This is a genomic window from Caballeronia zhejiangensis (genome assembly GCF_000698575.1).
GTDB classification, from domain to species: domain Bacteria; phylum Pseudomonadota; class Gammaproteobacteria; order Burkholderiales; family Burkholderiaceae; genus Caballeronia; species Caballeronia zhejiangensis.
This window is the reverse complement of sequence record NZ_JFHD01000020.1, coordinates 1-26,580: the sequence shown is the minus strand read 5'-3', so window position 1 is coordinate 26,580 and position 26,580 is coordinate 1. Positions and strand designations below refer to the sequence as shown.

At 63.2% G+C, this 26,580-nt stretch carries 23 protein-coding genes and 1 pseudogene; 9 read left to right on the top strand and 15 right to left on the bottom strand.

Annotated features, from left to right (window positions below; genetic code table 11):
- Positions 1–37: 37 nt before the first annotated feature.
- From BG60_RS22845 to BG60_RS22820, 6 genes are all read right to left on the bottom strand, one after another.
- Positions 38–1,930 (bottom strand): propionate--CoA ligase, encoded by a 1,893-nt coding sequence (locus BG60_RS22845; protein WP_034473029.1) that lies wholly within the window; start codon positions 1,928–1,930, stop codon positions 38–40.
- Positions 1,931–2,025: 95 nt separating this feature from the next.
- The gene (locus BG60_RS22840; RefSeq protein ID WP_034473027.1) at positions 2,026–2,484 is read right to left on the bottom strand and encodes a hypothetical protein; all 459 of its coding nucleotides are present in this window, start codon (positions 2,482–2,484) and stop codon (positions 2,026–2,028) included.
- Positions 2,481–2,765 (bottom strand): hypothetical protein, encoded by a 285-nt coding sequence (locus BG60_RS22835; protein WP_034473025.1) that lies wholly within the window; start codon positions 2,763–2,765, stop codon positions 2,481–2,483. The genes BG60_RS22840 and BG60_RS22835 overlap by 4 nt, the downstream gene beginning before the upstream one ends.
- 131 nt (positions 2,766–2,896) lie before the next feature.
- Complete coding sequence (locus BG60_RS22830; protein WP_034473023.1) at positions 2,897–3,655, bottom strand: 5'-methylthioadenosine/adenosylhomocysteine nucleosidase; 759 nt, start codon at positions 3,653–3,655, stop codon at positions 2,897–2,899.
- A complete protein-coding gene (locus tag BG60_RS22825; protein WP_034473021.1) occupies positions 3,652–6,018 on the bottom strand; it encodes a UvrD-helicase domain-containing protein in 2,367 nt (788 codons plus the stop codon). Before BG60_RS22825 ends, BG60_RS22830 begins: the two co-directional genes overlap by 4 nt.
- A gap of 86 nt (positions 6,019–6,104) precedes the next feature.
- Positions 6,105–7,313: a hypothetical protein gene (locus BG60_RS22820; RefSeq protein ID WP_152563229.1), complete on the bottom strand. Its 1,209-nt coding sequence runs from the start codon at positions 7,311–7,313 to the stop codon at positions 6,105–6,107.
- A gap of 215 nt (positions 7,314–7,528) precedes the next feature.
- Here BG60_RS22820 and BG60_RS22815 point away from each other — a divergent pair, with 215 nt between their 5' ends.
- A complete protein-coding gene (locus BG60_RS22815; protein ID WP_008341952.1) occupies positions 7,529–10,396 on the top strand; it encodes a valine--tRNA ligase in 2,868 nt (955 codons plus the stop codon).
- 78 nt (positions 10,397–10,474) lie between these two features.
- Complete coding sequence (galU, locus tag BG60_RS22810) at positions 10,475–11,356, top strand: UTP--glucose-1-phosphate uridylyltransferase GalU (protein WP_008341953.1); 882 nt, start codon at positions 10,475–10,477, stop codon at positions 11,354–11,356.
- Positions 11,357–11,444: 88 nt separating this feature from the next.
- Here the strand turns inward: galU and BG60_RS22805 are convergent, their stop codons facing one another.
- The 4 genes from BG60_RS22805 to BG60_RS22790 all read right to left on the bottom strand — a co-directional run bounded on the left by BG60_RS22805 (position 11,445) and on the right by BG60_RS22790 (position 14,622).
- Positions 11,445–11,672 (bottom strand): sulfurtransferase TusA family protein, encoded by a 228-nt coding sequence (locus BG60_RS22805; RefSeq protein WP_008341954.1) that lies wholly within the window; start codon positions 11,670–11,672, stop codon positions 11,445–11,447.
- A 64-nt stretch (positions 11,673–11,736) separates the two neighbouring features.
- On the bottom strand, positions 11,737–12,753 hold the full coding sequence (locus BG60_RS22800) for a Gfo/Idh/MocA family protein (RefSeq protein ID WP_034473020.1): 1,017 nt from the start codon (positions 12,751–12,753) through the stop codon (positions 11,737–11,739).
- Positions 12,750–13,754 carry an inositol 2-dehydrogenase gene (gene iolG, locus BG60_RS22795; RefSeq protein WP_008341957.1) on the bottom strand — a complete coding sequence of 335 codons (1,005 nt, stop codon included), beginning with the start codon at positions 13,752–13,754 and terminating at the stop codon, positions 12,750–12,752. The genes BG60_RS22800 and iolG overlap by 4 nt, the downstream gene beginning before the upstream one ends.
- On the bottom strand, positions 13,744–14,622 hold the full coding sequence (locus BG60_RS22790; RefSeq protein ID WP_034473019.1) for a MurR/RpiR family transcriptional regulator: 879 nt from the start codon (positions 14,620–14,622) through the stop codon (positions 13,744–13,746). Before BG60_RS22790 ends, iolG begins: the two co-directional genes overlap by 11 nt.
- 200 nt (positions 14,623–14,822) lie before the next feature.
- Here BG60_RS22790 and BG60_RS22785 point away from each other — a divergent pair, with 200 nt between their 5' ends.
- From BG60_RS22785 to iolB, 7 genes are all read left to right on the top strand, one after another.
- Entirely contained in the window at positions 14,823–15,875 is a 1,053-nt protein-coding gene (locus BG60_RS22785) for a sugar ABC transporter substrate-binding protein (RefSeq protein ID WP_008341961.1), read from the top strand.
- Positions 15,876–16,017: 142 nt separating this feature from the next.
- The gene (locus BG60_RS22780) at positions 16,018–17,184 is read left to right on the top strand and encodes an ABC transporter permease (protein ID WP_034473017.1); all 1,167 of its coding nucleotides are present in this window, start codon (positions 16,018–16,020) and stop codon (positions 17,182–17,184) included.
- A 14-nt stretch (positions 17,185–17,198) separates the two neighbouring features.
- Entirely contained in the window at positions 17,199–17,984 is a 786-nt protein-coding gene (locus BG60_RS22775; protein WP_008341966.1) for an ATP-binding cassette domain-containing protein, read from the top strand.
- A 13-nt stretch (positions 17,985–17,997) separates the two neighbouring features.
- The gene (locus tag BG60_RS22770) at positions 17,998–19,989 is read left to right on the top strand and encodes a bifunctional 5-dehydro-2-deoxygluconokinase/5-dehydro-2-deoxyphosphogluconate aldolase (protein WP_034473016.1); all 1,992 of its coding nucleotides are present in this window, start codon (positions 17,998–18,000) and stop codon (positions 19,987–19,989) included.
- Positions 19,986–21,869: a 3D-(3,5/4)-trihydroxycyclohexane-1,2-dione acylhydrolase (decyclizing) gene (iolD, locus tag BG60_RS22765; RefSeq protein ID WP_034473015.1), complete on the top strand. Its 1,884-nt coding sequence runs from the start codon at positions 19,986–19,988 to the stop codon at positions 21,867–21,869. Before BG60_RS22770 ends, iolD begins: the two co-directional genes overlap by 4 nt.
- Before the next feature lie 682 nt (positions 21,870–22,551).
- Positions 22,552–23,457 (top strand): myo-inosose-2 dehydratase, encoded by a 906-nt coding sequence (iolE, locus tag BG60_RS22760; RefSeq protein ID WP_034473014.1) that lies wholly within the window; start codon positions 22,552–22,554, stop codon positions 23,455–23,457.
- A complete protein-coding gene (gene iolB / locus BG60_RS22755) occupies positions 23,454–24,266 on the top strand; it encodes a 5-deoxy-glucuronate isomerase (protein ID WP_008341974.1) in 813 nt (270 codons plus the stop codon). Before iolE ends, iolB begins: the two co-directional genes overlap by 4 nt.
- An 83-nt stretch (positions 24,267–24,349) precedes the next feature.
- On the opposite strand, the gene BG60_RS22750 is transcribed toward iolB, so the two are convergent.
- The 5 genes and pseudogenes from BG60_RS22750 to BG60_RS22730 all read right to left on the bottom strand — a co-directional run.
- On the bottom strand, positions 24,350–24,586 hold the full coding sequence (locus tag BG60_RS22750) for a PIN domain-containing protein (RefSeq protein WP_241484879.1): 237 nt from the start codon (positions 24,584–24,586) through the stop codon (positions 24,350–24,352).
- 59 nt (positions 24,587–24,645) lie between these two features.
- Positions 24,646–24,840 (bottom strand): FitA-like ribbon-helix-helix domain-containing protein, encoded by a 195-nt coding sequence (locus tag BG60_RS22745; RefSeq protein ID WP_081851873.1) that lies wholly within the window; start codon positions 24,838–24,840, stop codon positions 24,646–24,648.
- Between the two features lie 11 nt (positions 24,841–24,851).
- Positions 24,852–25,577 (bottom strand): ABC transporter ATP-binding protein, encoded by a 726-nt coding sequence (locus BG60_RS22740; protein WP_034473012.1) that lies wholly within the window; start codon positions 25,575–25,577, stop codon positions 24,852–24,854.
- Entirely contained in the window at positions 25,574–26,314 is a 741-nt protein-coding gene (locus tag BG60_RS22735; RefSeq protein ID WP_034473080.1) for an ABC transporter ATP-binding protein, read from the bottom strand. Before BG60_RS22735 ends, BG60_RS22740 begins: the two co-directional genes overlap by 4 nt.
- Positions 26,311–26,580: pseudogene (locus BG60_RS22730) on the bottom strand (branched-chain amino acid ABC transporter permease); the annotation flags it as partial. The gene BG60_RS22735 and the pseudogene BG60_RS22730, both read right to left, overlap by 4 nt.

The following is a 26,580-nucleotide window of genomic DNA, read 5'->3' as shown; positions in this document are numbered from 1 at the left end:
GGCACGCCGGACCGCGTGCCCGTTGTGTTTTGGGCGCTCAGTTTCCCAACGCCTCCCTCACCTGCATCAACGCGCCCGGATCCTCGATCGTCGGCAGCTCGCCCGGATCGCGCCCTTCCGCCAACGCCGCGATCGCGCGTCGCAGCAGCTTCCCCGAACGCGTCTTCGGCAGCATCGTCACGAAATGCACGCGCGCCGGACGCGCGATCGCGCCGAGCTGCGAATCCACCGCGTGACACAACTCCGCTTCCATGCCCTCGCGCGCGCCCGGCGCATTGATGCGATCGGCATCGCGCAGCACGACGAACGCCGCGGCCGCCTGCCCCTTCACGGAATCGGCGATGCCGACCACCGCGACCTCCGCGACCGCCGGATGCGCCGACAAGGCCTCTTCGATCTCGCGCGTGCCGAGCCGATGCCCCGCCACGTTGATGACATCGTCGGTGCGGCCGAGGATCGACACGTAGCCGTCCTCGTCCTGCACACCCCAGTCGAAGGTCGAATAGACCATCTGATTCGGCACGCTCTTCCAGTACGTGTCGACGAAGCGCTGGTCGTCGCGCCACACCGTCTGCATGCAGCCCGGCGGCAGCGGATACGCCAGCGTGACGACGCCCTTCTCGCCGGGCGCGCAGGCATCGCCGGTCGCTTCGTTGCGCAGCGTGAGATTGAAGCCCATCGACGGTACGCCCGGCGAGCCGAGCTTCGACGGCAATTCTTCGATGCCGCGCGGAATCGCGATCATCGGCCAGCCGGTTTCCGTCTGCCAGTAATTGTCGATGACGGGCTTTTTCAACGCGCTCTGGATCCAGTGCGCAGTCGGCTCGTCGAGCGGCTCGCCCGCGAGAAACAGCGTGCGCAGGCTCGACAGATCGTATTTCTCCATCAGCGCCGGATCCTGCTTCTTCAGCACGCGGATCGCGGTCGGCGCGGTGAACATCAGATTGATCTTGTACTGCTGGACGAGCCGCCACCAGATGCCGCCGTCGGGACGAATCGGCGTGCCTTCGTACATCACGGTCGTGAGGCCGGCGATCAGCGGCGCATAAATGATGTAGCTGTGCCCCACGACCCAGCCGATGTCCGATGCGGTGAACATCGTGTCGCCCGGCGCGCCCTGAAAGATGTGCTCCATCGATGCGGCGAGCGCGACCGCGTAACCGCCGACATCGCGCTGCACGCCCTTCGGCCTGCCCGTCGTGCCGGACGTGTAGAGCACGTACGACGGCTCGTTCGATTCGAGCCATTCGCACGGCACGTGCGCGTCGAAAAATTGCTCGCGCAGCGGTTCGTACGCGACGAGATAACTCGCCTGCAAGCGCTCGGGCGCGAGTTGCCGGTCGATCAAGAGCACTTGCGGCACCTTGTATTCGGCGCGCGAGAGCGCTTCGTCGACGAGCGGCGTGTAGTCGATCACCTTGCCCGCGCGCGCGCCGGCATCGGCGGTGACGATGAGCGCAGGCTCGGCATCGTCGATGCGCGCCGCGAGATTCGGCGCCGCGAAGCCGCCGAACACGACCGAGTGGATCGCGCCGATGCGCGCGCACGCGAGCATCGCGAAGAGCGCTTCGGGAATCATCGGCAGATAGATGAGCACGCGATCGCCCTTCTTCACGTGCAGCGAGCGCATGACGGCTGCCATGCGGTTCACTTCCGCGTGCAGCTCGGCGTAGGTGTAGCGGCGCTCGATGCCCGTTTCCGTCGATACGTAGACGAGCGCGTCCTGTTGCGCACGCGACGCGAGATGCCGGTCGACGGCGTTATGGCACAGATTGGTCTTGCCGCCGACGAACCACCGCGCGAACGGCGGCTTGCTGCGGTCGAGCACCCGCTCGAACGGCGTCTGCCAGTGAATGCGACGGGCCTGTTCGGCCCAGAACGCTTCGGGCTCGTCGATCGACCGTCGATACGCTTCTCGGTAAGTCGGCATGCGCGTCCTCTGCAAAGCGGCGTTGGCTGAGCCCTGAGCATAGAGCAGCCGTCCAACCCGCGCCAGACCGGGCGCGCCCTGATCGGTCCGGCGCGTCAGAGCGCCCGGGTTCGCGCTGAGGCGCGGCCCTCGGACGCGGTGTGCTTGAGCAGCACCGGCGCAAGCTCGCCCGCGACGCGCATGCTCGACACGACGACCGTTCGGACGCCGCATCCGTCCGTCAATGCGCGCAGCGTTTCTCGCGTGCTCGCGCGCGCCTCGATGCGCGGTTCGATCAGGATCAGGCCGCGGCAGTACGCGGCCAGCATCGCGCGATGCGTACGCATCCACGCGGCGCGCAGACGGGCGTCGTCGGCGGTTTCGTTTGCGTCGTGCTCGGCCACGAGAACGAAAGGCGTCGCGAGGGACACGAGACGGCGCATCTGCGCGCCCCATGCGAACGCATAGCCCGGTTTCACGGCGCGCGGACGCAGGCGCACGAGCGGGAATCGGCTCGCGTCGAAAAGACGCTCGTCGAGTTCGATGGATTTCGGTGCGAGGTCGGCGGCGTTCACAGCGGTTTCGGACTCCAGTAGTTGAGCGCGGCGACGAGCGACGGCCAGCGGGAACACCGCGGCACCACGCGTTTCTTGGGCTGCGTGGCGCGTGGCGCGCGGCGAGCCAACTCCTGCGCCGCCTGCGCCGCCTGCGCCGTCGCCTCCGTCCACGCGCGGCGCGTGGTTTCGAGCACTCTCGCGGCGTTCGCCGAAACAGCGCAACGCTCGCCCCGCTCGCCGCTTTCGGACGCCGGGCGCGCTTCGCCCATCGTGCCGATGGCGGTGAAATCGTTGGTCATGTCGTCGGGCCTCCTGTGTCTGCCTCACGGTGTGCGAGTCATTGTATTGAGAATCATTCTCAACTACAAGCAGGATTTTCGACGATGCGCGGCCCGTGGAAAGCCGCGTCCGCGTGGGATTCGGCGCTCGATCAGCCGGCAGCGCGGAGAAAGCGCGACAAAATGCCCGACGAGTAAGTCGCGGCGATCGACGTCAGAAATTCGGTGAACGATAGCGGCGCGGCGGCGTCCGCTGCATCGGAAATGGTCCGCACGACCGCGCACGGCACGCCGTGCTCGTAGCAGACCTGCGCGATGGCCGCGCCTTCCATTTCGACCGCGAGCGCGTCGGGCAGCGCGTCGCGCAAGCCGAAGAGCGCGTCGTGGCCCGCGATGAAGCGATCGCCGCTCACGATCAGCCCGCGATGCACGCGCGGCCCGGCGACGGCGAAGCGCTCCGTCAGCGTACCGCCCTCGTCGGCGATGAACGCATCGGCGGCGGCGGCGAGCGCATCGGAAAGCGCGCGATCGGCGCCGAAGCGCGCGCGGTCGAGCAGCGGCACTTCGTAGCGCGGAAAGAGCGGCGATGCGTCGAGATCATGCTGCAGCAAAGCATCGGCGATGACGACATCGCCCACTTGCACGTCCGCCCGCACGCCGCCCGCGACGCCTGTGAAGACGATGGCATCGGTTTCGAACACATGGATGAGCGCGCTCGCGGTCGCGGCCGCCGCCACCTTGCCGATGCGCGCGAGCGTGACGACGGCCGGCAGCCCATGCGCGTCGCCGACGTAATACTCGCGCTGGCCGAGCGTCACGGTGCGAACTTCGCCTGCCGAGCGCATCTGCGCGATGAGGTCGCCCAGTTCCTGCGGCAGCGCCGCCATGATGCCGAGCCGCTTCGTCTTCATTCGACGGCCTGCAGTTTCGCCACGGCCAGCGCGAGCCACTTTTCGCCGTGGCGCTTGAAGCGAACTTGCGCGCGCGCGTCGCCGCCCGAGCCTTCCAGCGCGGTCACGGTGCCTTCGCCGAACTTCGTATGGAACACGGCTTGGCCGACCTTGAAGCCGGATTCCGCCGCGCGCTGCTCGTTGGCGAACGACGGCAATGCCGCGCTGGCGCCCTGATCCCGCGCATAGCCGGAAGAACCGCCGCGCTCCTGTCCGGGACGCGCAAACCAGTCGCGGCCCCAGCCGGCGTTGTCGGCGCGTCCGCCCCAGCGCGCGCCCGCCTCCATCTTCGGCGTGAGCCACTTGAGCGAGCCTTCGGGCAATTCGTCGAAGAAACGCGAACGGATGTTGTAGCGCGTCTGGCCGTGCAGCATGCGGCTCTGCGCGAACGACAGATAAAGCCGCTCTTTCGCGCGCGTGATCGCCACGTACATGAGACGCCGCTCTTCCTCCAGCCCGTCCGATTCCTGCGCGCTGTTCTCGTGCGGGAACAAGCCCTCTTCCAGCCCGGTGATGAACACCGCCGTGAATTCGAGGCCCTTGGCCGCGTGCACGGTCATCAGTTGCACGGCGTCCTGGCCGGCCTGCGCCTGGTTGTCGCCGGCTTCGAGCGATGCGTGCGACAGGAAGCCCGCGAGCGGCGTCATCGTGTCGGGATTCTGCGCGGGATCGGCGATGCCGGGCGCATCGAGCACTTCGATCTCGCCGTCCTCGCTGACGATCTCCGGCAGCGCCGACGCGCCCGGACGCAGCGGAATGGAGCGCGCGGGCGTATCGAGCCCGTAGCCTTCCTCGCTGACGAACGCCGCCGCCGCATTCACGAGTTCCTGCAAATTCTCGAGCCGATCCTGGCCCTCGCGCTCGGTTTCGTAGAACGCGGCGAGACCGCTCGCGCGCACGACGTATTCGACGGTTTCCGGCAGGCTCATCTGCTGCGTTTCGGCGCGCATTTTCGCGATGAGCGTCGCGAATGCGCCGAGGCTCGTGCCCGCCTTGCCGGTGACGTACGGCACGGCGGCGGCCATCGAACAGTTGTAGAGACGCGCCGCGTCGGCCACTTGCTCGATGGAGCGCGCACCGATCCCGCGCGTCGGGAAATTGACGACGCGCGCGAACGCGGTGTCGTCGTTCGGATTGTCGATGAGACGCGAATACGCGAGCGCATGCTTCACTTCCTGCCGCTCGAAGAAGCGCAGACCGCCATACACGCGATACGGAATGCCCGCGTTCACGAGCGTATGTTCGATGGTCCGCGACTGCGCGTTGCTGCGATAAAGCACCGCGACCTCGCCGCGCGACACGCCCGTATTGATGAGCGCCTTGATTTCCTCGACGATCCAGCCCGCTTCCTGCGAATCCGTTGCGGCCTCGTAGACGCGCACCGGCTCGCCGTGTCCCGCGTCGGTGCGCAGATTCTTGCCGAGCCGGTTGGCATTGTTGGCGATCAGATAGTTCGCGGTATCGAGAATATGGCCGTGCGAGCGATAGTTCTGCTCCAGCTTGATGAGATTGCGCACGCGGAATTCGCGCTCGAAATCGTGCATGTTGCCGACGTTCGCGCCGCGGAACGCGTAGATCGACTGGTCGTCGTCGCCGACCGCGAAGATCGCGTTGTGCTCGCCCGCGAGCAGCTTGAGCCACGCGTACTGCAGCTTGTTCGTGTCCTGAAACTCGTCGACGAGAATGTTGCGAAAGCGCGCCTGATAATGCGCGCGCAGCGGCGGATTGTGCGCGAGGAGTTCATAACAGCGCAGCAGCAGCTCGGGAAAATCGACGACGCCTTCGCGCTGGCATTGCTGATCGTAGGCTTCGTAAAGCTCGACGAACTTGCGATTGAACGCATCGGTGGCGTCGACGTCTTTCGGACGCAGGCCCTGCTCCTTCGCGTTGTTGATGAAGTACTGCAGATTCTTCGCCGGATACTTCTCGTCGTCGACGTTCAGGCCTTTCATCAGCCGCTTGATCGCGGACAGCTGGTCGGCCGTGTCGAGAATCTGGAATGTCTGCGGCAGGCCGGCGTCGCGGTAATGCGCGCGCAGCATGCGGTTGCACAAGCCGTGAAACGTGCCGATCCACATGCCGCGCGTATCGATGGGCAGCAGCGCGGACAGGCGCGCCATCATCTCGCGCGCGGCCTTGTTCGTGAAGGTGACGGCGAGCACGGTCGGCGGCGACGCGTAGCCCTGCTGGATCAGCCACGCGATGCGCGTGATGAGCACGCGCGTCTTGCCGCTGCCGGCGCCCGCGAGAATGAGCGCGGGCTCGTCCGGGAGCGTCACGGCGGCGAGTTGTTCGGGATTCAGATTCGCGAGCAGGTCGGGCATGGGAAAGAGGCGTCGAGGTAAGCGAGCATTATAAATGTCCGGTTCTTCGACGACTTTCCGCGTCGCCCATCGCAGCCGACACTCGATTACGGCGCAGACGGCCTACTTTCCATGGATTGTTGCATTTTCTGGGCCGCGTCCGCGCCTAGCGTATTTCGCACACGTCCGTTCACAAGCGTGTTCAGAAATTTGTCATCGAAGCCATTCGCCACTTTCCAGGCGTCCCGATCCCGCTCGAACACGAATTCGCCCTTGAGCTGCACGTATGGCATCGCACCGATAACGCTCAACAGATTGTCCTTATAGTCGACCAAAACCGGACATGCGTAGGAATGGTCATCGATCCTGCGGCAATCCGCTGCCGGAAGCACGCCGATGACCCTCGCTTCCATCGTCCTCGGCACATCTTCCCCGTACACCGGTTTGTGATACGACGGCGACCGTCTGCCCATGCGATCGTCGATTCCCTTGATTCCCGCGATGACCGCCGCGCGAATCGCGTCGCGGCCGAGCGGGGCGCCCAGCGCCTTGTTCAGCCCGGCCTCGTTGTAGCGCGCGGCCACGTATTCGTACGGATAGGTGTGCACTTCGAACTCACCATTCTTTTCCCTGGGCCGGATCACGTAGCCTATGGGGCTCGTCGCCTCCCCCGCTTTGATGACCGCTGTGCAACCGCGCGATCTGTCGCCATCGTCGTAGCCCACTTCCTGGAAATCCGAAAATCGTGGCGTCAAATCGCGGTCATCGTTCAGCGACAGGCCCGGACGCTTCGTGGCGAGATCGGTCTTCGATTGGACGCCGATCCGGAACAGCGCGTCCTTCGTGCTGGTTGCCGCGCAGGATGGCGTGCTTGCCGACCAGAGGGTGTAGGCCCCGACCGCCGCGAAGATCACGCAAAACGCCGATGCATATCCGATCATGCGACGTTTCACCTTCTTGCGCGTGCGCGCGGCGAACGCCGCGAATGGCGCCCGGAAACGCGGGTCGATCTGCCCGACGACCGACTCGTACTGCAACAAGTCCTCGGGCGCCTTGTCCGTCTCCAGCGTTTCCACGAAACGGACCGCCGCCGCTTCCGCCGCTTGCTCATCCAGGAAACCTTCTTGAATGAGCCAGTCGAGCATCGCGCGCGCGGAATCGAAGCGCAGGTCGATCTCCGACATCTGGTCCATCGACTCTAGCACCCGCAGGGCCGTTTTATCGTCGATATAGCCGCAACTATTCAACGCTGCCAAAGTCTGCAAGCGGACCATGCCCGCGACGCTAGCCTTCTGACACTCCTGATCTGTGGTCATCTCGCCCCTTTCTCTTGCGCCACTCGTGCCGGATGCACGCGTGCGAATCCGCCAGCGTAGAACCATGGCTTTTTGCGATACAGGGACAGAGCGCGCTTTTGACAATTACTTCCAGATATCGCTCTTACGGGGCACTCGGGCACCGTACGAGTAGGCCACGTGGGCACCGCTATAATTGACGGATTCCCTGCTTTCAGATCTAGACGAACGACGACATGAGCGACAACACACTGGCAAAAAGCTTCGAGCCTCAAAACATCGAGTCCCAATGGGGCCCGGAATGGGAAAAGCGCGGATACGCCGCTCCCACGTTCAAGGAAGGCGCGAAGAATTTCTCCATCCAGTTGCCGCCGCCGAACGTCACCGGCACGCTGCACATGGGGCACGCGTTCAACCAGACCATCATGGATGGCCTGACGCGCTATCACCGCATGCTGGGCGAAAACACGCTGTGGGTGCCGGGCACGGACCACGCGGGCATCGCGACGCAGATCGTCGTCGAACGCCAGCTCGATGCGCAAGGCATCTCGCGCCATGACCTCGGCCGCGAAGAGTTTCTGAAGCGCGTCTGGGCGTGGAAGCAGCAATCCGGCTCGACCATCACGAATCAGGTTCGGCGTCTGGGCGCATCGATCGACTGGTCGCGCGAATACTTCACGATGGACGACAAGATGTCGGCCGCCGTGCGCGACGTGTTCGTCACGCTCTATAAACAAGGGCTGATCTATCGCGGCAAGCGGCTCGTGAACTGGGACCCGGTGCTCGGCACCGCCGTGTCCGATCTCGAAGTCGTGAGCGAAGAAGAAAACGGCAGCCTGTGGCACATCAACTATCCGCTGCCGGACGGTTCCGGTCATCTGACGGTCGCGACCACGCGCCCGGAAACCATGCTGGGCGACACCGCCGTGATGGTGCATCCGGAAGACGAGCGTTATCAGCATCTGATCGGCAAGACGGTGACGTTGCCGCTATGCGATCGCGAAATCCCGATCATCGCCGATGAATACGTCGATCGCGAATTCGGCACCGGCGTCGTCAAAGTCACGCCCGCGCACGACTTCAACGACTACGCCGTCGGCCAGCGCCACAAGCTGCCGCAGATCGAAATTCTCACGCTCGACGCGAAGATCAACGACAACGCGCCTGAAAAATATCGCGGCATGGATCGCTTCGACGCGCGCAAAGCCGTCGTGAAAGATCTCGAAGCGCTCGGCCTGCTCGAATCCGTCAAGCCGCACAAGCTGATGGTGCCGCGCGGCGACCGCACCAACGTGGTCATCGAACCGATGCTGACGGACCAGTGGTTCGTCGCCATGAGCAAGCCCGCGCCCGAAGGCACGTTCAATCCGGGCAAGTCGATCACGGAAACGTCGCTCGATGTCGTGCGCAACGGCCAGATCAAGTTCGTGCCGGAGAACTGGACGACCACCTACTATCAGTGGCTCGAAAACATCCAGGACTGGTGCATTTCGCGCCAGTTGTGGTGGGGCCATCAGATTCCCGCGTGGTACGGCGAGAACGGCGAGATTTTCGTCGCGAAGACCGAAGAAGAAGCCCGCGCCGAAGCCGACGCGCAAGGCTACAAAGGCGCACTCAAGCGCGATGAAGACGTGCTCGACACCTGGTTCTCGTCCGCGCTCGTGCCGTTTTCGTCGCTCGGCTGGCCGAACGAGACGAAGGAACTGAAGGCGTTCCTGCCGTCGTCGGTGCTCGTGACAGGCTTCGACATCATCTTCTTCTGGGTCGCCAGAATGGTGATGATGACCACGCATTTCACCGGCAAGGTGCCGTTCGACACCGTCTATGTGCACGGACTCGTGCGCGACGCCGAAGGCCAGAAGATGTCGAAGAGCAAGGGCAACACGCTCGACCCGATCGATATCGTCGACGGCATCGACCTCGAATCGCTCGTCGCCAAGCGCACGACCGGCCTCATGAATCCGAAGGCCGCCGCGCAGATCGAGAAGAAAACGCGCAAGGAATTCCCCGAAGGCATTCCGTCGTTCGGCACCGACGCGCTGCGCTTCACGATGGCCTCGATGGCCACCCTCGGCCGCAACGTGAACTTCGATCTCGCGCGCTGCGAGGGTTATCGCAACTTCTGCAACAAGCTCTGGAACGCCACGCGTTTCGTGCTGATGAACTGCGAGGGCCACGATTGCGGTTTTGCGAATCCGGGCGCGTGCAAACCAGGCGATTGCGGCCCTGGCGGCTACACGGATTACTCGCAGGCGGATCGCTGGATCGTGTCGCTGCTTCAGCGCGTGGAAGCCGAAGTGGAAAAGGGTTTCGCGGACTATCGTTTCGACAACGTCGCGAGCGCGATCTACAAATTCGTGTGGGACGAGTACTGCGACTGGTATCTCGAACTCGCGAAGGTGCAGATCCAGACCGGCACGCCCGAGCAGCAGAGGGCGACGCGTCGCACGCTCTTGCGTGTGCTCGAAACGGTGCTGCGCCTCGCGCATCCGATCATTCCTTTCATCACGGAAGCGTTGTGGCAGAAGGTTGCCCCTCTCACCGACGCCTTCCCGCAAGGCGCGAAGGAAGGCGAAGTCTCGATCATGACGCAGCCTTATCCGCGCGCCGAGCAGAAAAAGATCGATGAATCGTCAGAACAGTGGGCTGCCGAACTGAAGAGTGTCATCGATGCATGTCGTAATCTACGTGGCGAAATGAATCTGTCGCCCGCGGTGAAGGTGCCGTTGCTCGCGCACGGCGACGCGGCGCGCCTCACCGCGTTCGCACCGTATATCGCTGCCCTCGCGCGTCTTTCCGAAGTGAAGATCATCGACGACGAAGCCGCCCTCGACAAGGAAGCTCATGGCGCGCCCGTCGCGATCGTCGGCACGAGCAAGCTCGTGTTGAAAGTCGAAATCGATATCGCCGCGGAACGCGAGCGCCTGACCAAGGAAGTGGACCGTCTGACGGCCGAGATCGCAAAATGTAACGCGAAACTCGGAAACGAAAGCTTTGTTTCAAAAGCGCCGGCCGCTGTCGTTGAACAGGAGCGTAAAAGGCTGGCAGAATACGGAACCACTATCGAGAAGCTTCAGGCCCAATTATTGCGTCTGCCTGCTTGAATTTGAGGGTTCGAATCATTTATCGATCCGCTCCGTCTGTCTCGACGTTTCATTGATTAAGAGGATCAGGGTCATCACATGCTAAAAGTTACCAAAGCGGTTTTCCCCGTCGCAGGTCTGGGCACGCGGTTCCTTCCCGCGACCAAGGCCAGCCCGAAGGAAATGCTGCCTGTCGTCGACAAGCCGCTGATTCAGTACGCGGTCGAAGAAGCAATGGCGGCCGGCATTACCGAAATGATCTTCGTGACGGGACGCAGCAAGCGCGCCATCGAAGATCACTTCGACAAGTCCTATGAGATCGAAGCGGAACTCGAAGCGCGCGGCAAGGACAAGCTGCTCGAACTCGTGCGCAGCATCAAGCCGAGCCATGTCGACTGCTTCTACGTGCGTCAGGCCGAAGCGCTCGGTCTCGGCCACGCTGTGCTCTGCGCGGAGAAGCTCGTCGGCGACAATCCGTTCGCCGTGATCCTCGCGGACGACTTGCTGTACGGCAAGCCGCCCGTCATGTCGCAGATGATCGAAGTCTTCGATCACTATCACAGCTCGGTGATCGGCGTCGAAGAAATCCCGCCGGAGGATTCGAAGTCCTACGGCATCATCGACGGCAAGGAATGGGAAGACAACATCTTCAAGCTGTCGGGAATCGTCGAAAAGCCGGAACCCGCCGTGGCGCCGTCGAACCTGGGCGTAGTCGGCCGGTACGTGCTGAAGCCGCGCATCTTCGATCACATTCGCGCGCTGAAGCCGGGCGCGGGCGGAGAACTGCAACTGACGGATGCGATTCAATCGCTGCTGTCGGATGAGCAAGTGCTCGCGTACAAGTATCAGGGCACGCGCTTCGATTGCGGCAGCAAGCTCGGCTATCTGAAGGCGACGGTCGAGTTCGCGCTGCGTCATCCGGAAGTGAAGCAGGAATTCGAGGAATATCTGCGCAATCGCGCGCCGATTCTCGAAGACTGACTTTCTGGCCGGATCGGATGAAAAAAATGCCCGTCACCTGCGTGACGGGCATTTTGCTTTTGGGCGTTTGCTTGTGCGTTCGTTGGCTTCAACGCCGCCGCATCAGGAAGATGAACGTCTTGTCCTGTGCGGTCGATTCGACGATCTCGTTGCCGGTCTGCTTCGCGAAGGCCGCGAAATCGCGTTGCGATCCCGGGTCGGTCGCGAGCACTTTCAAAATCTGACCGCTCGTCATGTCGGCGAGCGCCTTCTTTGCCCGCAAAATCGGCAACGGGCAGTTGAGCCCGCGCGCGTCGACTTCCTTGTGAACTTCCATCGCGATTGAACCTTTGTTTGCCGGTGAGGGGAGCGCTCGTGAAGGTTCGATTTTAACGCAGAGGTCAAAACTCCACCGCCCGCCCACTCTCATAAGCCTGCCGCATCGCAATACCAATGCGCGTCGCCTCTCTTGCATCGTCGAGCGTCAGCCCCGTCGGCTGCCCTTGCCGAAGCAACCCGACGAACGCCTGCGCCTCGCGCAAAAACGCATCCTCGAAGCGCTCGAAGAACGTCGGCGTGCAGGCATTGCGCACGCCCTGCGCATCCGCGATTTCCACGCGATTCGCCCGCGGATTGCGTCCCACCGACAGCGCGCCCGCCGTGCCGATCACTTCCGTCTGCGTGTCGTGCCCATGCGCCATCGTCCGCGACGCATACAGCACCGCGAGCCGTCCGTCATCGAACTCGATCGTGCCCACGCCATTGTCGATGTCATTGCACTCGCGCAAGCCTTCGTGAATCGCGATGGTTCCGCTCGCATACACGCGTTTCGCGCGCGGATTGCCGAGCAGCCAGCGCGCAAGATCGATGTCGTGCACGCTGCAATCGAGAAACAGCCCGCCCGATGTCGGCGCGAATCGCACGAAGAAGCCATCGGGATCGTTCTTGTCGCAGGTCTGCGAGCGCACCATGAACGGCCGGCCGATCGCGCCGCTCGCGACGCGATCGAACGCATCGCGATAGCTCGCATCGAAGCGCCGCACGAAGCCGATCATCACTTGCAGATGCGGATGCCGCGCGTGCTCTTCGATCACCGCGTCGCATTCGGCGAGATTGAGCGACAGCGGCTTCTCGCAGAACACATGCTTGCCCGCGCGCAACGCGGCGATGATCTGCCGCGCATGCAGCGACGTCGGCGTGACGAGCCACACGGCATCGACGGAGGCATCGGCGAGCAGTTCATCGTAATCCGCATAAAGCGACAACTCGGGAAGACTCGACGAAGCCCACTCGCGCTCGTCCACAACCGGACTGCACGCCGCGACGAGTTTCGCGCCCGGCACGCGCCACGCGAGATTCTCCGCATGCCGGCGCCCGAGCCGCCCCAGTCCGGCGATACCGAAGCGCACCGCGCTCATGCGACGTTCTCCCCGAGCTTGACGATGCGCTTCTCGCGCCACGACAAGGTCGCCGCTTCGGCGAGTTCCAGCGCCTTCAGGCCATCGGCGACGGTGGTTCGCACCGGTTTGCCGTTGCTGACCGCATCGAAGAAATGCGCGATTTCCGCCGCATACGCCGCGCGATAACGTTCGAGAAAGAACGCCTCGGGCTTGTCGCTCGACACCGACGCCGACGTGTACGCGGTGACTTCCGTCGGCCGCACATTGCCAGCCTGCAGCATGCCCGCGCTGCCGAGCAGCTCGAAGCGCTGATCGTAGCCATACGCCGCGCGCCGCGCCGTATTGATCTGGCACAGACGCCCGCGCTTCGTGCGGATCGTGACCGCGGTCGAATCGATATCGCCCGCTTCGGCGATGGCCGCATCGCTCAAGCAACTGCCCGTCGCGTGCAGCGTGTCGGCTTCGTCGTCGAGAATCCAGCGGAAGATGTCGAAGTCGTGAATCAGCATGTCCTTGAAGATGCCGCCCGAATGCAAGATGTACTCGACCGGCGGCGCGCCCGGATCGCGGCTCGTCACGATCAGCATTTCCGGATCGCCGATCTCGCCCGCGTCGATACGCGCCTTCAACGCCGAGAACGTCGGATCGAAGCGACGCTGAAAGCCGATCATGCAGACGACGCCCGCCTTCTCGACAGCATCGGCGCACGCGCGCGCACGCTCGGTCGTGAGATCGACGGGCTTCTCGCAGAACACATGCTTCTTCTGCGCCGCCGACGCCAGAATCAGATCCGCGTGCGTATCCGTGCTCGAACACACGACGGTCGCGCCGACGGAGGCATCGCCCATCGCGCCATCGACATCGGCGACGGTCGCGCCATGCGCTTTCGCGAGCGCGGCGGCCGCGTCGCGATTCACATCGACGACGTATTTCAGACGCACGCCCGGTTGCCGCGCGAGATTGGCCGCGTGAATCTTGCCGATGCGCCCCGCCCCAAACACCGCCACATCAATCGTCATAGCCACCTGTCTCCTTGGATTCCTCAACGTTCAACTCGAGCCGGTACGCGAGCGCGATGAACAACGCCTGGCACAGGCAAATGGTGCTCGTGAGCGAGCGAAACGCGAACGCGCTGCCCTCCTTCACGAACAGACTCGCGCTCGCGTGACGCGCGAGCGGCGAAAGCTGGCTATCGGTGATGACGAGCGTCGCCGCGCCGTGATGCTGCGCGGCGCGCACGCAATATTGCGTCTCCTTGCCGTAGGGCGCGAAGCTGATCGCGATCACCACGTCTCCCTTCTCCACGCTGCGCACCTGTTCGCGAAACATGCCGCCGAAGCCCGAGATCAGATGCACGCGCTTCTTCGTGTGCTGCAATGCATAGACGATGTAGCTCGCGACCGCGAACGACCGGCGCACGCCGATCACGTAGATGTTCTCCGCCTGCGAAAGCATCTCGACGGCGGCTTCGAACTGCGCGTCGTCGAGACCGGCTTCGAGCTCGTCGAGACCCGTGCGGCTCGCCGCGATGAACTCGCGCGCGACCGACAGGCCGGACGCATCGCCCGCCTTCTCGTCGATGAGCTTGCGTATGCGCTGCTGATACGTCTGCTGCGAACCGCCCGCGCCCGTGTACGCCTGCCGGAACACGGCCTGCAAGTCGGAGAAACCGGAGAAACCGAAGCGCTGCGCAAACCGCACGACCGCTGACGCATGCACGCCGCACGCGTTGGCGATATCGCTCGTGCGATCCATCATCACGCTTGGCCGATGCTGCTCGATATACGTCGCGACGCTCTTCAACTGGCGCGGCAGCGAGTCGTAGGCGTCGGTGATCCGCTGCATCAGTTCGTCGACGCTTTGCACGTCGGTGCTGGTCTCATCCATCACAGGCTCTTTCGATGTTCGTCGTGAACCGATTATAGGAACACGGCAAGCAAATTGGAATGTATTTTCCATTTGCCGCACCAATGAAATTTCTATTGCAGGCCACCGAAAACTGACCTACTCTTGGTCCTGAGCACGGCACATCGAAGGGTCGGCTCGCGAAACATCACACCAAACAACAACCGAGATAGGTGGAGACAATGACCATTTGCAACGGTCGGGCCGCGCTGCGCGCGCTGGTGGCTGCTGCTGCGTTGTGCAGCGCATCGATGATGGCGGCGAGTCCCGCACACGCGGCGCCCGACGCGAAGTTCGTGCTGATCAGCCACGCGCCGGACTCGGATTCCTGGTGGAACACCATCAAGAACGCGATCAAGCAGGCCGACGAAGACTTCAACGTGCAGACGGACTACCGCAATCCGCCGAACGGCGACATCGCGGACATGTCGCGCCTGATCGAGCAGGCCGCCGCGCGCAACTACGATGGCGTCATCACGACCATCGCCGATTTCGATGTGCTGAAGAGCGCCATCAACAAGGTCACGGCGAAGAAGATTCCGCTCGTCACGATCAACTCGGGCACCGAGGAACAGAGCGCGCAACTGGGCGCGATCATGCACGTCGGCCAGCCGGAATATGTGGCGGGCAAGGCGGCCGGCGAGAAGGCGAAGGCCGCGGGCGTGAAGTCGTTCGTCTGCGTGAATCACATCGCGACGAACACGGTGTCGTTCGATCGCTGCAAGGGCTTCGCGGACGCACTCGGCATCGACTACAAGGCATCGACGATCGATTCGGGACAAGACCCGACCGAGATTCAGTCGAAGGTATCGGCGTATCTGCGGAATCATCCGGATACGGGCGCGATCCTCACGCTCGGACCGACGCCCGCATCCGCGACGCTCAAGGCCGTCACGCAAATGGGCCTGCAAAACAAGGTGTATTTCGTGACTTTCGACTTCTCGGACGACATCGCGAAGGCCATCAAGGACGGCACGATCAAGTTCGCGATCGATCAGCAGCCGTATCTGCAAGGCTATATCCCGGTGGCCGTGCTCGCGATCGTGAAGAAGGAACATACGACCGATCCGGCGAAGATCCGTCAGCTTCTCGAAGCCAATCCGAAGTTCAAGGCGCGCCTCGAAACCTACGGATTGCAGCCGTCGTACGGACCGAAGAACATTCGTTCGGGCCCGGGTTTCATCACCAAAGAAAATCTCGACAAGGTCGTGAAGTACGCGGGTCAATATCGTTGATCCCGGCGTGACCTGATTCGGGCGGCGCTTCGCGCACCGCCCGCTTTTATCGACGTTCAGCGCGCCTTGCTGCGTCCGTTCGCGGACGCGGCGGCGACGCGCGCATCGGTACCGCATCGACATCGAGTCTCAAGGAGCCATCATGGGCGTAGCCGGCAAACACTACCCTCCTCACGTGAACCGTCAGCAGGACAACGCTGAAACACCTGACCAGGCCAAGCCCTCGGATGAGCGCGTACGCCACACGTCGTGGTTCGGTCATTTGCTGAATCGCCCGGAGTTCGCGGCCATTTCCGGCACCGTGCTCGTCTTCATCGTGTTCGGCTTCGGCGCGGGATCGTCGGGCATGTTCAACCTCGACGGCGTGATGAACTGGTCGCAAGTGGCCGCCTATCTCGGCCTGCTCGCGGTCGGCGCGTGTCTGCTCATGATCGCGGGCGAGTTCGACTTGTCCATCGGCTCGATGATCGGCTTCGCTGGCATGATGGTCGCGTTGCCGGCGGTCTATTTTCATTGGCCGCTATCCCTTTCGATTCTCTTCGCGTTCGTCATGTCGATGCTGCTCGGCGCATTGAATGGCTATCTCGTCATGCGCACGCGCCTGCCGTCGTTCATCGTCACGCTCGCGTTCCTGTTCATTCTGCGCGGCCTCACGCTCGCGCTGTCGATCATGTTCGCGGACCGCACCATCATCTCGGGCGTCGGCGATCTCGCCCAGGCCGATCCCATCGCCGACACGCTCTTTCATGGCGTCGCGTTTCACGGCCTGTTCAACTGGCTCGCGCACATGGGCATCGGCAAGCTGCTCGACAGCGGCCAGCCGCTCGTGCCGGGCATTCCGAAAGTCATCATCTGGTGGCTCGCGCTCGCGGCGGTCGGCGCGTTTGTGCTCGCCAAGACGCGCTACGGCAACTGGATTCTCGCGGTCGGCGGCGATGCGAATGCCGCGAAGAACGTCGGCGTGCCGGTGAAGCGCGTGAAGATATCGCTCTTCGTGCTCACCGCGTTCTGCTCGTGCCTCTTCGCCGTGCTGCAAGTGTGCGATATCGGCTCGGCGGCGGCGGATCGCGGCTTGCAGAAGGAATTCGAAGCGATCATCGCGGCGGTCATCGGCGGCACCTTGCTGACGGGCGGTTACGGATCGGTCGTCGGCGCATGTTTCGGTGCCCTGATCTTCGGTGTCGTGCAGATCGGCATCACTTATACGAACGTGAGCTCGGACTGGTTCCGCGTATTCCTTGGCGTGATGCTGCTCATCGCCGTGCTCTTCAATCACTACGTGCGCCGCCGCGTGTCCCAGGCTCAATGAGAGGAGCAACGATCATGCAAGACGACAACATCCTCGCGCTCGAAAACGTCAGCAAGTTCTTCGGCAAGGTGATCGCGCTGAACGGCGTCACGTTGCGGCTCAAACGCGGTGAAGTGCATTGTCTGCTCGGCGATAACGGCGCCGGCAAATCGACACTCATCAAGACGCTCGCAGGCGTGCATCAGCCCTCTTCCGGCGACTATCTCGTCGATGGCAACCCCGTGCATTTCGACTCGCCGAAAGAAGCGCTCGATCTCGGTATCGCGACCGTGTATCAGGATCTCGCGCTCGTGCCGTTGCTATCGGTGGCGCGCAACTTCTTCATGGGACGCGAGCCGCAAAAGAAGCGCTTCGGCATCAGCGTGATGGACCTCGATCTCGCCGCCGAAACGTCGCGCGCCAAGCTCGCCGAAATGGGCATCAATGTGCGCGATCCGCATCAGCCGATCGGCACGATGTCCGGCGGCGAGAAGCAATGTCTCGCGATTGCCCGCGCGATTCACTTCGGCGCGCGCGTGCTAATCCTCGACGAACCGACCGCCGCGCTCGGCGTGAAGCAGAGCTTCAATGTGTTGAAGCTCATCCACAAGGCGCGCGAAAAAGGCATCTCGGTGATCTTCATCACGCACAACGTTCACCATGCCTATCCGATCGGCGATTCGTTCACGCTGCTCAATCGCGGCCGCTCGATGGGCACGTTCACCAAGGACAACATCAGCAAGAACGAAGTGCTCGACATGATGGCGGGCGGCGCAGAAATGCAGCAGATGATGACCGAACTCGAAGGCGCGACGATCTGAGGACATTGAATCCATGCCAACGCAAAATCCCTCTCGCTTCGCGCCGGATCGCACGCGCGATATCGTGTGTCTCGGCCGCCTCGCCGTCGATCTCTATGCGCAAAATGTCGGCGCGCGGCTCGAAGATGTATCGACGTTCGCGAAGTATCTCGGCGGCTCGTCGGCGAACATCGCGTTCGGCTGCGCGCGGCTCGGGCTGAATGCGTCGATGCTCGCGCGCGTCGGCAACGATCACATGGGGCGCTTTCTCACGGAGACGCTCGAACGCGAAGGCTGCGACGTGAGTCACGTTCGCATCGATCGTGACCGGCTCACCGCGCTCGTGCTGCTCGGCCTCGAAGACCGCGACACGTTTCCGCTCGTGTTCTATCGCGAGAACTGCGCGGACATGGCCGTCGACGAACACGATTTCGATGAAGCGTATATCGCGTCATCGAAGGCGCTGCTCATTACGGGCACGCACTTCTCGACGGAACAGGTGAACCGCACGAGCCGTCGCGCGCTCGACTACGCACGACGCAACGACGTCCGCACGATTCTCGACATCGACTATCGGCCTGTCTTGTGGGGTCTCACGGGCAAGGCGGATGGCGAGACGCGCTTCATCGCGAATGAAGGCGTCACTGCGCATTTGCAGCGCATTCTGCCGTTGATCGATCTCGTCATCGGCACGGAAGAAGAGTTTCGCATCGCGGGCGGCAAGGACCGTCTGATCGATGCGCTCGCGATGGTCCGCAAGGTCACGAGCGCGACGCTCGTCGTGAAGCGCGGGCCGCTCGGCTGTTCGATCATCGAAGGCGCGGTGCCGTCGTCCATCGACGATGCGCCGGTTCATGGCGGCGTCGAAGTGGAAGTGCTCAACGTGCTCGGCGCCGGCGACGCGTTCGCTTCAGGCTTCTTGTCGGGATGGCTGCGCGACGAGCCGCTCGAAGCCTGCGCGCGAACGGCCAATGCATGCGGCGCGCTCGTCGTGTCGCGTCACGGCTGCGCGCCCGCGATGCCCACGCCCGCCGAGCTCGATTACTTTCTCGCCGCGGCGAAGGAAGACCCCGCGCGCATGCGCCGCCCCGATCGCGATGCAAAGCTCGCGCGTCTGCATCGCGTGAGTCCCAAGCGCAAGCAATGGGACGAAGTGCTCGGCTTCGCGTTCGATCATCGCAATCAGTTCTTCGATCTCGCGCAGCAAACGGGCGCGAGCGAAGCGCGCATCTCGACGTTGAAAAACCTGTTCGTCGAAGCCGTTGCACAGACGGAGAAAGAACTCGCGCTCGAAGGACGCATTGGCGTGTTGATCGACGATCGCTACGGGCAAGATGCGTTGAACGCGGCGACGGGACGCGGCTGGTGGATCGGCCGGCCGGTCGAATTGCCCGGCTCGATGCCGCTCGAATTCGATCATGGCCGCTCCATCGGCACGACGCTCGTGCAGTGGCCGCGCGAGCAGGTCGCGAAGTGTCTCGTGCAATATCACCCCGATCATCCGCATGACGTGCGTCTCGAACAGGAAGCGCAGTTGCGCGCGCTCTACGATGCCGTTCAGGAAAGCGGCAACGAACTGCTGCTCGAAGTGATCGTGCCGAAGAACGGGCCACCGATTGAAGACGACACGGTGCATCGTGCGTTGAAGCGTCTCTACAACCTCGGCATCTATCCGGAATGGTGGAAGCTCGAACCGATGAGCGCGAAGCAATGGCAAGCCATCGATGCGCTGATTGCGCAGCGCGATCCGTATTGCCGTGGCGTCGTGCTGCTGGGCTTGGCGGCGGGCGTCGATCAGTTGCGTGAAGGCTTCGCAGCGGCGGCATCCTCGAAGACGTGCAAGGGCTTCACCGTCGGGCGCACGATTTTTCATGAGCCGAGTCATGCGTGGCTCGCCAATGAAATCGACGACCGCGAACTGATCGCGCGCGTGCGACGCACGTTCGAAGCGCTGATCGATGCATGGCGCGAGGCGCGTTCGTCTTCGGGCGCAGAACTTCGAGTGACACAGGAGCAAGCCGCATGAACCAGCGTGCAACGCAATCGGAGACCGCAGTGAGTTCGACCATTCGACTGACCGCCGCGCAAGCGCTCGTGCGCTATCTCGCGGCGCTTCGCACCGAACACGGCGAGCCGCTTTTCGGCGGCGTGTTCGCGATCTTCGGGCATGGCAATGTCGCGGGTATGGGCGAGGCGTTGTATCGGCATCGCGATGAATTGCCGACGTATCGCGCGCACAACGAGCAGGCGATGGCGCATGGCGCGATCGCGTATGCGAAGGCGCATATGCGGCGGCGCATGATGGCGGTGACGACGTCGATCGGTCCGGGCGCGACCAATCTCGTGACGGCGGCCGCGCTCGCGCATGTGAACCGCTTGCCGGTACTGCTGTTGCCCGGCGATATCTTCGTGTCGCGCGCGCCCGATCCGGTGTTGCAGCAAGTGGAGGATGGTCACGATGGCGGCGTCTCCGCTAACGATGCGTTGAAGGCGGTATCGCGTTACTTCGATCGCATCGTGCATCCCGCGCAATTGTTGAGCGCATTGCCGCGCGCGATACGCGTGCTCACCGATGCGGCGCAATGCGGCCCGGTCACGCTCGCGTTGCCGCAGGACGTGCAGGCGATGGCGTACGACTACCCTGCTTCGTTCTTCGAGCCGCGCGCCGTCGAGTTTCATGCGCCGGCACCGATTCCGCGCGAGATCGAACGCGCCGCCGCGATGCTGCGTGAAGCGCGCGAGCCGTTGATCGTATCGGGTGGCGGCGTGCTGTACGGACTCGCGACCGATGCGTTGCGCACGTTCGCGCACAGGCATGGCGTGCCCGTCGCGGAGACGCAGGCGGGCAAAGGCGCGCTCGCCTGGGACGATGCGTTGAACGTCGGCGGTATCGGCGTGACGGGCGGCACCGCTGCGAACGAACTCGCGCATGCGAGCGATTGCGTGCTTGCTATCGGCACGCGTCTGCAGGATTTCACGACCGGATCGAACACGCTATTCACGCAGGCGCGGCTTGTCGCGGTCAATGCGAATCCGTTCGATGCGCTCAAGCAGAACGCGCTCGCCGTGCAGGCGGATGCGCGTGCCGCGCTGGAAGCGTTGTCCGAAGCGCTCGGCGACTGGCACGCATCGCCGCAATGGACGACGCGCGGGCATCGGCTTGCGAATGAGTGGCGCGAGACCGTGGCGCATGTGACGAACACGCCCGTCGCGGATGGCAAGCTGCCGCGCGAAGCCGATGTGATCGGCGCGGTGCAGCGCTCGGACGATGCTTCTTCAGCCAACGATATCGTCGTGTGTGCTGCGGGCACTTTGCCCGCGGATTTGCAGAAGCTCTGGCGCACCAGCGCGCCGGGCGGTTATCACGTCGAATACGGCTATTCGTGCATGGGCTATGAAGTCGCGGGCGGACTGGGCGTGAAGCTCGCGCGGCCCGAGCGCGAAGTGATCGTGATTGTCGGCGACGGCTCGTATCTGATGATGAATAGCGAGCTCGCTACGTCGGTGATGCTCGGCGCGAAGTTGATCGTGGTGTTGCTCGACAATCACGGGTTCGGGTGCATCAATCGCTTGCAGCAGGCTTGTGGCGGGGCGCCGTTCAACAATCTCATCGATGATTGCAAGCAGGGCGCGCTTGGGGCGCCGGAGATCGATTTCGCGATGCATGCGCGGTCGCTCGGGGCTTTGGCGGAGCATGTTTCCAGCATCGATGAGCTTATCGTCGCGATGAGGCGCGCGCGGGCGGCGGATCGCAGTTATCTCATCTCTATCGATACGGATCCTTCGAGGACTACCGAGGAAGGTGGATGGTGGTGGGAAGTCGCCGTTCCTGAAGTGTCGGATCGCGCGGCTGTCGTCGTTGCGCGTGAGGCCTATGAGCAGGCCGTCAAAGCTCGTAGTGTTTGATTGAGCTTCTATGGAAGCCTGTGATCGCGTCGGTCTATTGGCGTTGCCCCTGTGCGGGGCGGCAGTCACTTTCTTTGCTGCTGCAAAGAAAGTAACCAAAGAAAGCAGCTCGTCACGGCCCGCGGTCACACGCAATTTGGGTAGTTCTCTCGTCCCAGGCGGCACTCGCCTAAAGAGTGCCCTCAAAGGACCAACCGGGCTTGGCTCGCGCACGGTCCGCCGCCCGAAAACGTTGAGCGCGCTGGTTCAGCACGAAACGGTATCGGCACAGCGCTGCGCGCTGCCGCCGGGTCTGCAAGGGAAACCCAAGGGCGGCGATTGCAGTGAGATGGAGACGTTAGTAGAGAAGCACGCGCGGACCCGGTTGACCGGTCGGCCGCGAAGCGGGCTGGAGCTATTTGGTGCTGAACCAGTTTGGTGTGTGGTGCGAGGTGGCAGACCGTGCGCGATCCAATCCCGATGGGGCCTATGAGGGCACTCCTTAGGCAGCCCACGATGGACGAGAGGACTACCCAAATTGCGTGTGACCGCGGGCGTATCGGAAGCTGCTTTCTTTGGTTACTTTCTTTGCAGCAGCAAAGAAAGTGACTGCCGCCCCGCACAGGGGCAGTGCTAATAGACCGACGCGAAACCGGGATCCGGCGAAAGCGAAAGCAAAAAGCAAAAAGGAGAACCCAACATCATGCCTTTGAAAAAGATACGCATCGGCATCAATCCATTGTCATGGATGAACGACGACCTGCCTTCGCTCGGCGGCGAGACGCCTCTCTCCACCGCCCTGACGGAAGGAAAACAGATCGGCTATGAAGGCTTCGAGCTAGGCAACAAGTTCCCTCGCGAACCGCAAGCGCTAAAAGCCTTGCTCGCGCAGTACGAGCTAGCGCTAGTCTCCGGTTGGTATTCAGGCCGACTCGCAGAACGCAGCGCAGAAGAAGAAATCGAAGCCGCGGGCCCCCATCTCGACCTGCTCGCGCAAAACGGCGCGACCGTAATGGTCTACGGCGAGGTCGCCAACTCGATCCAGGGCGCGCCAAAACCGCTCTATCAACGTCCGCGCTTTTTCTCGGATGCGCAATGGACCGAGTACGCAGACCGCCTGAACCGCTTCGCCGAATACACCCTCTCGCGCGGCGTGCGCGTCGCCTATCATCATCACATGGGCGCGTATGTCGAAACGCCCGCCGACGTCGACCGCCTCATGGCGCTCACCAACGATTCGGTCGGCCTGCTGTTCGACGCGGGACACATCACGTTCGCGGGCAGCGATGCCCTGAGCGTGCTGCAAAAGCACATCGCTCGTGTATGCCACGTCCACTGCAAAGACGTGCGCCCCGAAATCGTGAAGCTCGCGCGCAATCGCAACTGGAGCTTTCTCGATGCGGTCATCAACGGCGCGTTCTCCGTGCCCGGCGATGGCTGCGTCGACTATCCGGGCATCATCGCGTGTCTCGCGAAGCATGATTACGAAGGCTGGCTCGTCGTGGAAGCGGAACAGGATCCGGTGATCGCGCCGAGCTACGCATACGCCGACAAGGGCTATCGCACGCTGCGTACGCTCGTCGACGCAACATTCAAGGAGGCAGCATGAGCCTGCTAGTGAAAGCATCGCGCGAAGGACAAACCATCGCGCGCGTCACGCCCGATTCCGCGGGCTGGAAGCACGTCGGCTTCGCGGCGTATCGCCTGAATGCGGGCGATGTCGTGCATGTCTACGACGCGGATCGCGAAAGCTGCATCGTCGTGTTGACGGGCACGGTGAGCGTCGAAGCGGGCGACGAGCATTATCAGTCGATCGGCTCGCGCGACAGCGTGTTCGAAGACGCCGCGCCGTATGCCGTCTACGTGCCGCCGAAGCTCGCCGCCATCGTGCGTGCGGAACGCGATGCGCAGATCGGCGTCGCGAGCGCGCCCGCGAAGGGCGAGTTTCCGCCGCGTCTCATCGAGCCATCGCAGATGAAGCGCTCGACGCGCGGCAAGAACGCGAATACGCGCTACGTGTGCGACATTCTTCCGCAAACGGAAGATGCCGAGTCGTTGCTGGTCGTGGAAGTGCGCACGCCGGGCGGACATGCGTCGAGCTATCCGCCGCACAAGCACGATCAGGACAATGTGCCCGTCGAAAGCTCGCTCGAAGAGACGTATTACCATCGACTGAATCCGCCGCAAGGCTTCGCGTTTCAGCGCGTCTATACCGATGAACGCGATCTCGATGAAACGATGGCCGTCGAGGATCACGATGTCGTCATGGTGCCGCGTGGGTATCATCCGGTGGTCGTGCCGTATGGCTACGATAACTACTATCTGAACGTGATGGCCGGCGACAAGCGGACGTGGCACTTCAAGAACGATCCGAAGCATGAGTGGATCGTGGAGAGGGATAGCAAGGCGCAGGGTTAAGCGAGCGGGAAGGCGAATGCCGCATGTCGCGGCATTCGCTGCACTACGCGTTCCAGGGATCGAAGATCGTCGCGTCGAACTGACTAATGGGTGCCGATGCTCTTTCTCGACGCAGCGATTTCCGCGTACGCATCGGCTGCATCGTTATCGAAACTCAGCAGACGGCCAGCGAAATCTTCACTGAAGATGATCCGCGTGGCGTCCCATAGGCGCTGCCGCCTGATACCTGCGGCCATCGACCATATTCCATGGAGAATTTCTCCACGCGTGACAGTCGTGGTGAACAGTGCCGAACGCGGCTCGTTGGCGAGCCATGTCAAAACGCGCTGTTCCGGCGCCGGACGCAGCAACTCGGAAAGGACGTTGGTATCCAGAACGATCAGTCATCGAACCCCGACGGGTTACGAATCGCCTCGCGCTTGGGAAGCTCCAACTCGACTCCGCCAAGCGGATCGATGCGGCCACGAATCGATTCGACAAGAATCTTTCCTTGCGCCGGTTCTGTCCAAAGAGCTGTCCGCAGAATGTCGCGAGCCTCTTCCTCCATCGAGCGACCGTGCTTCGCTGCCTGCATACGTAGGAACTTCAGGCATATTGACTCGAATCGAACGTGCCACCGACCGACAGCCATTGCCGCGAGATCGCTTCATCGCGCGCGAGCGTCTCGATCGTCCCATCGAACTGTATCGCCCCATGCCCCATGACCGCGACGCGCGCATCGAGCGTGCGCGCGATCGTCAATCGCTCTTCGATCAGCAGCGTCGCGACGCCGCGGTTGCGCAGCATCGCGAGACACGCGGCCACTTGCGCGAGCACTTGCGGCGCGAGCCCTTCGCCCGGTTCGTCGATGACGACCAGCGACGGATCGCCCGTCAACGTGCGCGCGAGCGCGAGCATCTGCTGCTCGCCGCCCGACAGCGCGCCCGCCTTCACCGACGCGCGTTCTTCGAGCACGGGAAACAGCCGATACGCATCGCGCAACGCAAAACGCGTGCCCTTCCTTTCGCCCAGCACGAGATTTTCGCGCACCGTGAGCGCAGGGAACACATCGCGCGTTTCGGGCACGTAACCAATGCCCAGCCGCGCGATGCGATGCGCCCTCAAGCCGACGAGCTGAACATCGCGATAGCGCATGTCGCCCGCGCATCGCACGAGTCCCATGATGGCTTTCGCGAGCGTCGATCGTCCCGATCCGTTGCGGCCGACAAGCGCCACCGCTTCGCCTTCGTCAATGCACAGGTGCACGCCGTGCAGCACTTGCGCCGCGCCGTACCACGCGCGCAAATCGTCGATACGCAACTGCGCCTTCATGACGCGACTCCACCGAGATACGCGTCCTGAACAGCGCGATTCGCGCGTATCGCAGCGGGCGTATCGGTGGCGATCACGCGCCCTTGCACGAGCACCGAAATGCGATCCGCGAGGCCGAAAACCGCATCCATGTCATGTTCGATGACGAGCAGCGTGCGCCCTTCCGTCGTCGCGCGAATCAGTTCGAGCGCGCGAGTCGCCTCCGCGCGATTCATGCCGGCGGTGGGCTCGTCGAGCAAGATCAGCGGCGCATCGGTGGCAAGCGCGATGCCCAGATCGAGCGCGCGTTGCTCCGCGTACGTCAGGCGTGCCGCGAGTTCGTCGGCGCGCGCGGCAAGGCCGATGGCATCGAGCATCGCGTGCGCGCGTTCGTCGATTCGTCGCGAAGGCAGCCATCGATCGACAAGCCGCGACGATGCCGCGCCGAGCGCCGCGCAACGCAGGTTCTCGAACACGGACAAGCCGCCGAACACGCTCGTCGTCTGAAAGCTGCGGGCAAGCAAGCGCGATACGCGTTGCGGCGGCTTGCCGGTGATATCGATTCCGCTCGCGACGATGCGTCCATCGTCGGGCCGCGTGCGTCCCGAGATCAGATCGAAGAGCGTGGATTTGCCCGCGCCGTTCGGTCCGATGAGCGCGTGCCGCTCGCCCGCAGCGACCTGCAAGTCGACGCCGCGCAGTACGCGCGTCACGCCGAAGCGCTTGACGATGCCATGCAATTCGAGCGCCGCGTTCATCGCGCGGTCCTCGTGCGTCGCGCGAGCCACAAGCCCAGCAACGCGCACGGCAACGCGATGAACCACGCGCGTGCATCGGTTCGTCCGGCGTAAAGCGCTTCGACCGGCACGACGACCGCGACGCCCCACGCGATCGCGCTCAGCATGCCGATGCACAACGACCGCGCATCGCGCCGAACGAGGCCCGCGACGCCTTCCGGCGCGGCCACGACGACCCACGTGAACAAGAGCCCGAGATACATCGGCCACGCGGTGCTGACGCTCGC

What these genes read in the sequence shown, in the direction of transcription:
- BG60_RS22845 (WP_034473029.1), bottom strand. Translation starts at nt 1,930, where the DNA reads ATGCCGACTTACCGAGAAGCGTATCGACGGTCGATCGACGAGCCCGAA.
- BG60_RS22835 (WP_034473025.1), bottom strand. Translation starts at nt 2,765, where the DNA reads ATGACCAACGATTTCACCGCCATCGGCACGATGGGCGAAGCGCGCCCG.
- BG60_RS22830 (WP_034473023.1), bottom strand. Translation starts at nt 3,655, where the DNA reads ATGAAGACGAAGCGGCTCGGCATCATGGCGGCGCTGCCGCAGGAACTG.
- BG60_RS22825 (WP_034473021.1), bottom strand. Translation starts at nt 6,018, where the DNA reads ATGCCCGACCTGCTCGCGAATCTGAATCCCGAACAACTCGCCGCCGTG.
- BG60_RS22820 (WP_152563229.1), bottom strand. Translation starts at nt 7,313, where the DNA reads ATGACCACAGATCAGGAGTGTCAGAAGGCTAGCGTCGCGGGCATGGTC.
- BG60_RS22815 (WP_008341952.1), top strand. Translation starts at nt 7,529, where the DNA reads ATGAGCGACAACACACTGGCAAAAAGCTTCGAGCCTCAAAACATCGAG.
- galU (WP_008341953.1), top strand. Translation starts at nt 10,475, where the DNA reads ATGCTAAAAGTTACCAAAGCGGTTTTCCCCGTCGCAGGTCTGGGCACG.
- BG60_RS22805 (WP_008341954.1), bottom strand. Translation starts at nt 11,672, where the DNA reads ATGGAAGTTCACAAGGAAGTCGACGCGCGCGGGCTCAACTGCCCGTTG.
- BG60_RS22800 (WP_034473020.1), bottom strand. Translation starts at nt 12,753, where the DNA reads ATGAGCGCGGTGCGCTTCGGTATCGCCGGACTGGGGCGGCTCGGGCGC.
- iolG (WP_008341957.1), bottom strand. Translation starts at nt 13,754, where the DNA reads ATGACGATTGATGTGGCGGTGTTTGGGGCGGGGCGCATCGGCAAGATT.
- BG60_RS22790 (WP_034473019.1), bottom strand. Translation starts at nt 14,622, where the DNA reads ATGGATGAGACCAGCACCGACGTGCAAAGCGTCGACGAACTGATGCAG.
- BG60_RS22785 (WP_008341961.1), top strand. Translation starts at nt 14,823, where the DNA reads ATGACCATTTGCAACGGTCGGGCCGCGCTGCGCGCGCTGGTGGCTGCT.
- BG60_RS22780 (WP_034473017.1), top strand. Translation starts at nt 16,018, where the DNA reads ATGGGCGTAGCCGGCAAACACTACCCTCCTCACGTGAACCGTCAGCAG.
- BG60_RS22775 (WP_008341966.1), top strand. Translation starts at nt 17,199, where the DNA reads ATGCAAGACGACAACATCCTCGCGCTCGAAAACGTCAGCAAGTTCTTC.
- BG60_RS22770 (WP_034473016.1), top strand. Translation starts at nt 17,998, where the DNA reads ATGCCAACGCAAAATCCCTCTCGCTTCGCGCCGGATCGCACGCGCGAT.
- iolD (WP_034473015.1), top strand. Translation starts at nt 19,986, where the DNA reads ATGAACCAGCGTGCAACGCAATCGGAGACCGCAGTGAGTTCGACCATT.
- iolE (WP_034473014.1), top strand. Translation starts at nt 22,552, where the DNA reads ATGCCTTTGAAAAAGATACGCATCGGCATCAATCCATTGTCATGGATG.
- iolB (WP_008341974.1), top strand. Translation starts at nt 23,454, where the DNA reads ATGAGCCTGCTAGTGAAAGCATCGCGCGAAGGACAAACCATCGCGCGC.
- BG60_RS22745 (WP_081851873.1), bottom strand. Translation starts at nt 24,840, where the DNA reads ATGCAGGCAGCGAAGCACGGTCGCTCGATGGAGGAAGAGGCTCGCGAC.
- BG60_RS22740 (WP_034473012.1), bottom strand. Translation starts at nt 25,577, where the DNA reads ATGAAGGCGCAGTTGCGTATCGACGATTTGCGCGCGTGGTACGGCGCG.
- BG60_RS22735 (WP_034473080.1), bottom strand. Translation starts at nt 26,314, where the DNA reads ATGAACGCGGCGCTCGAATTGCATGGCATCGTCAAGCGCTTCGGCGTG.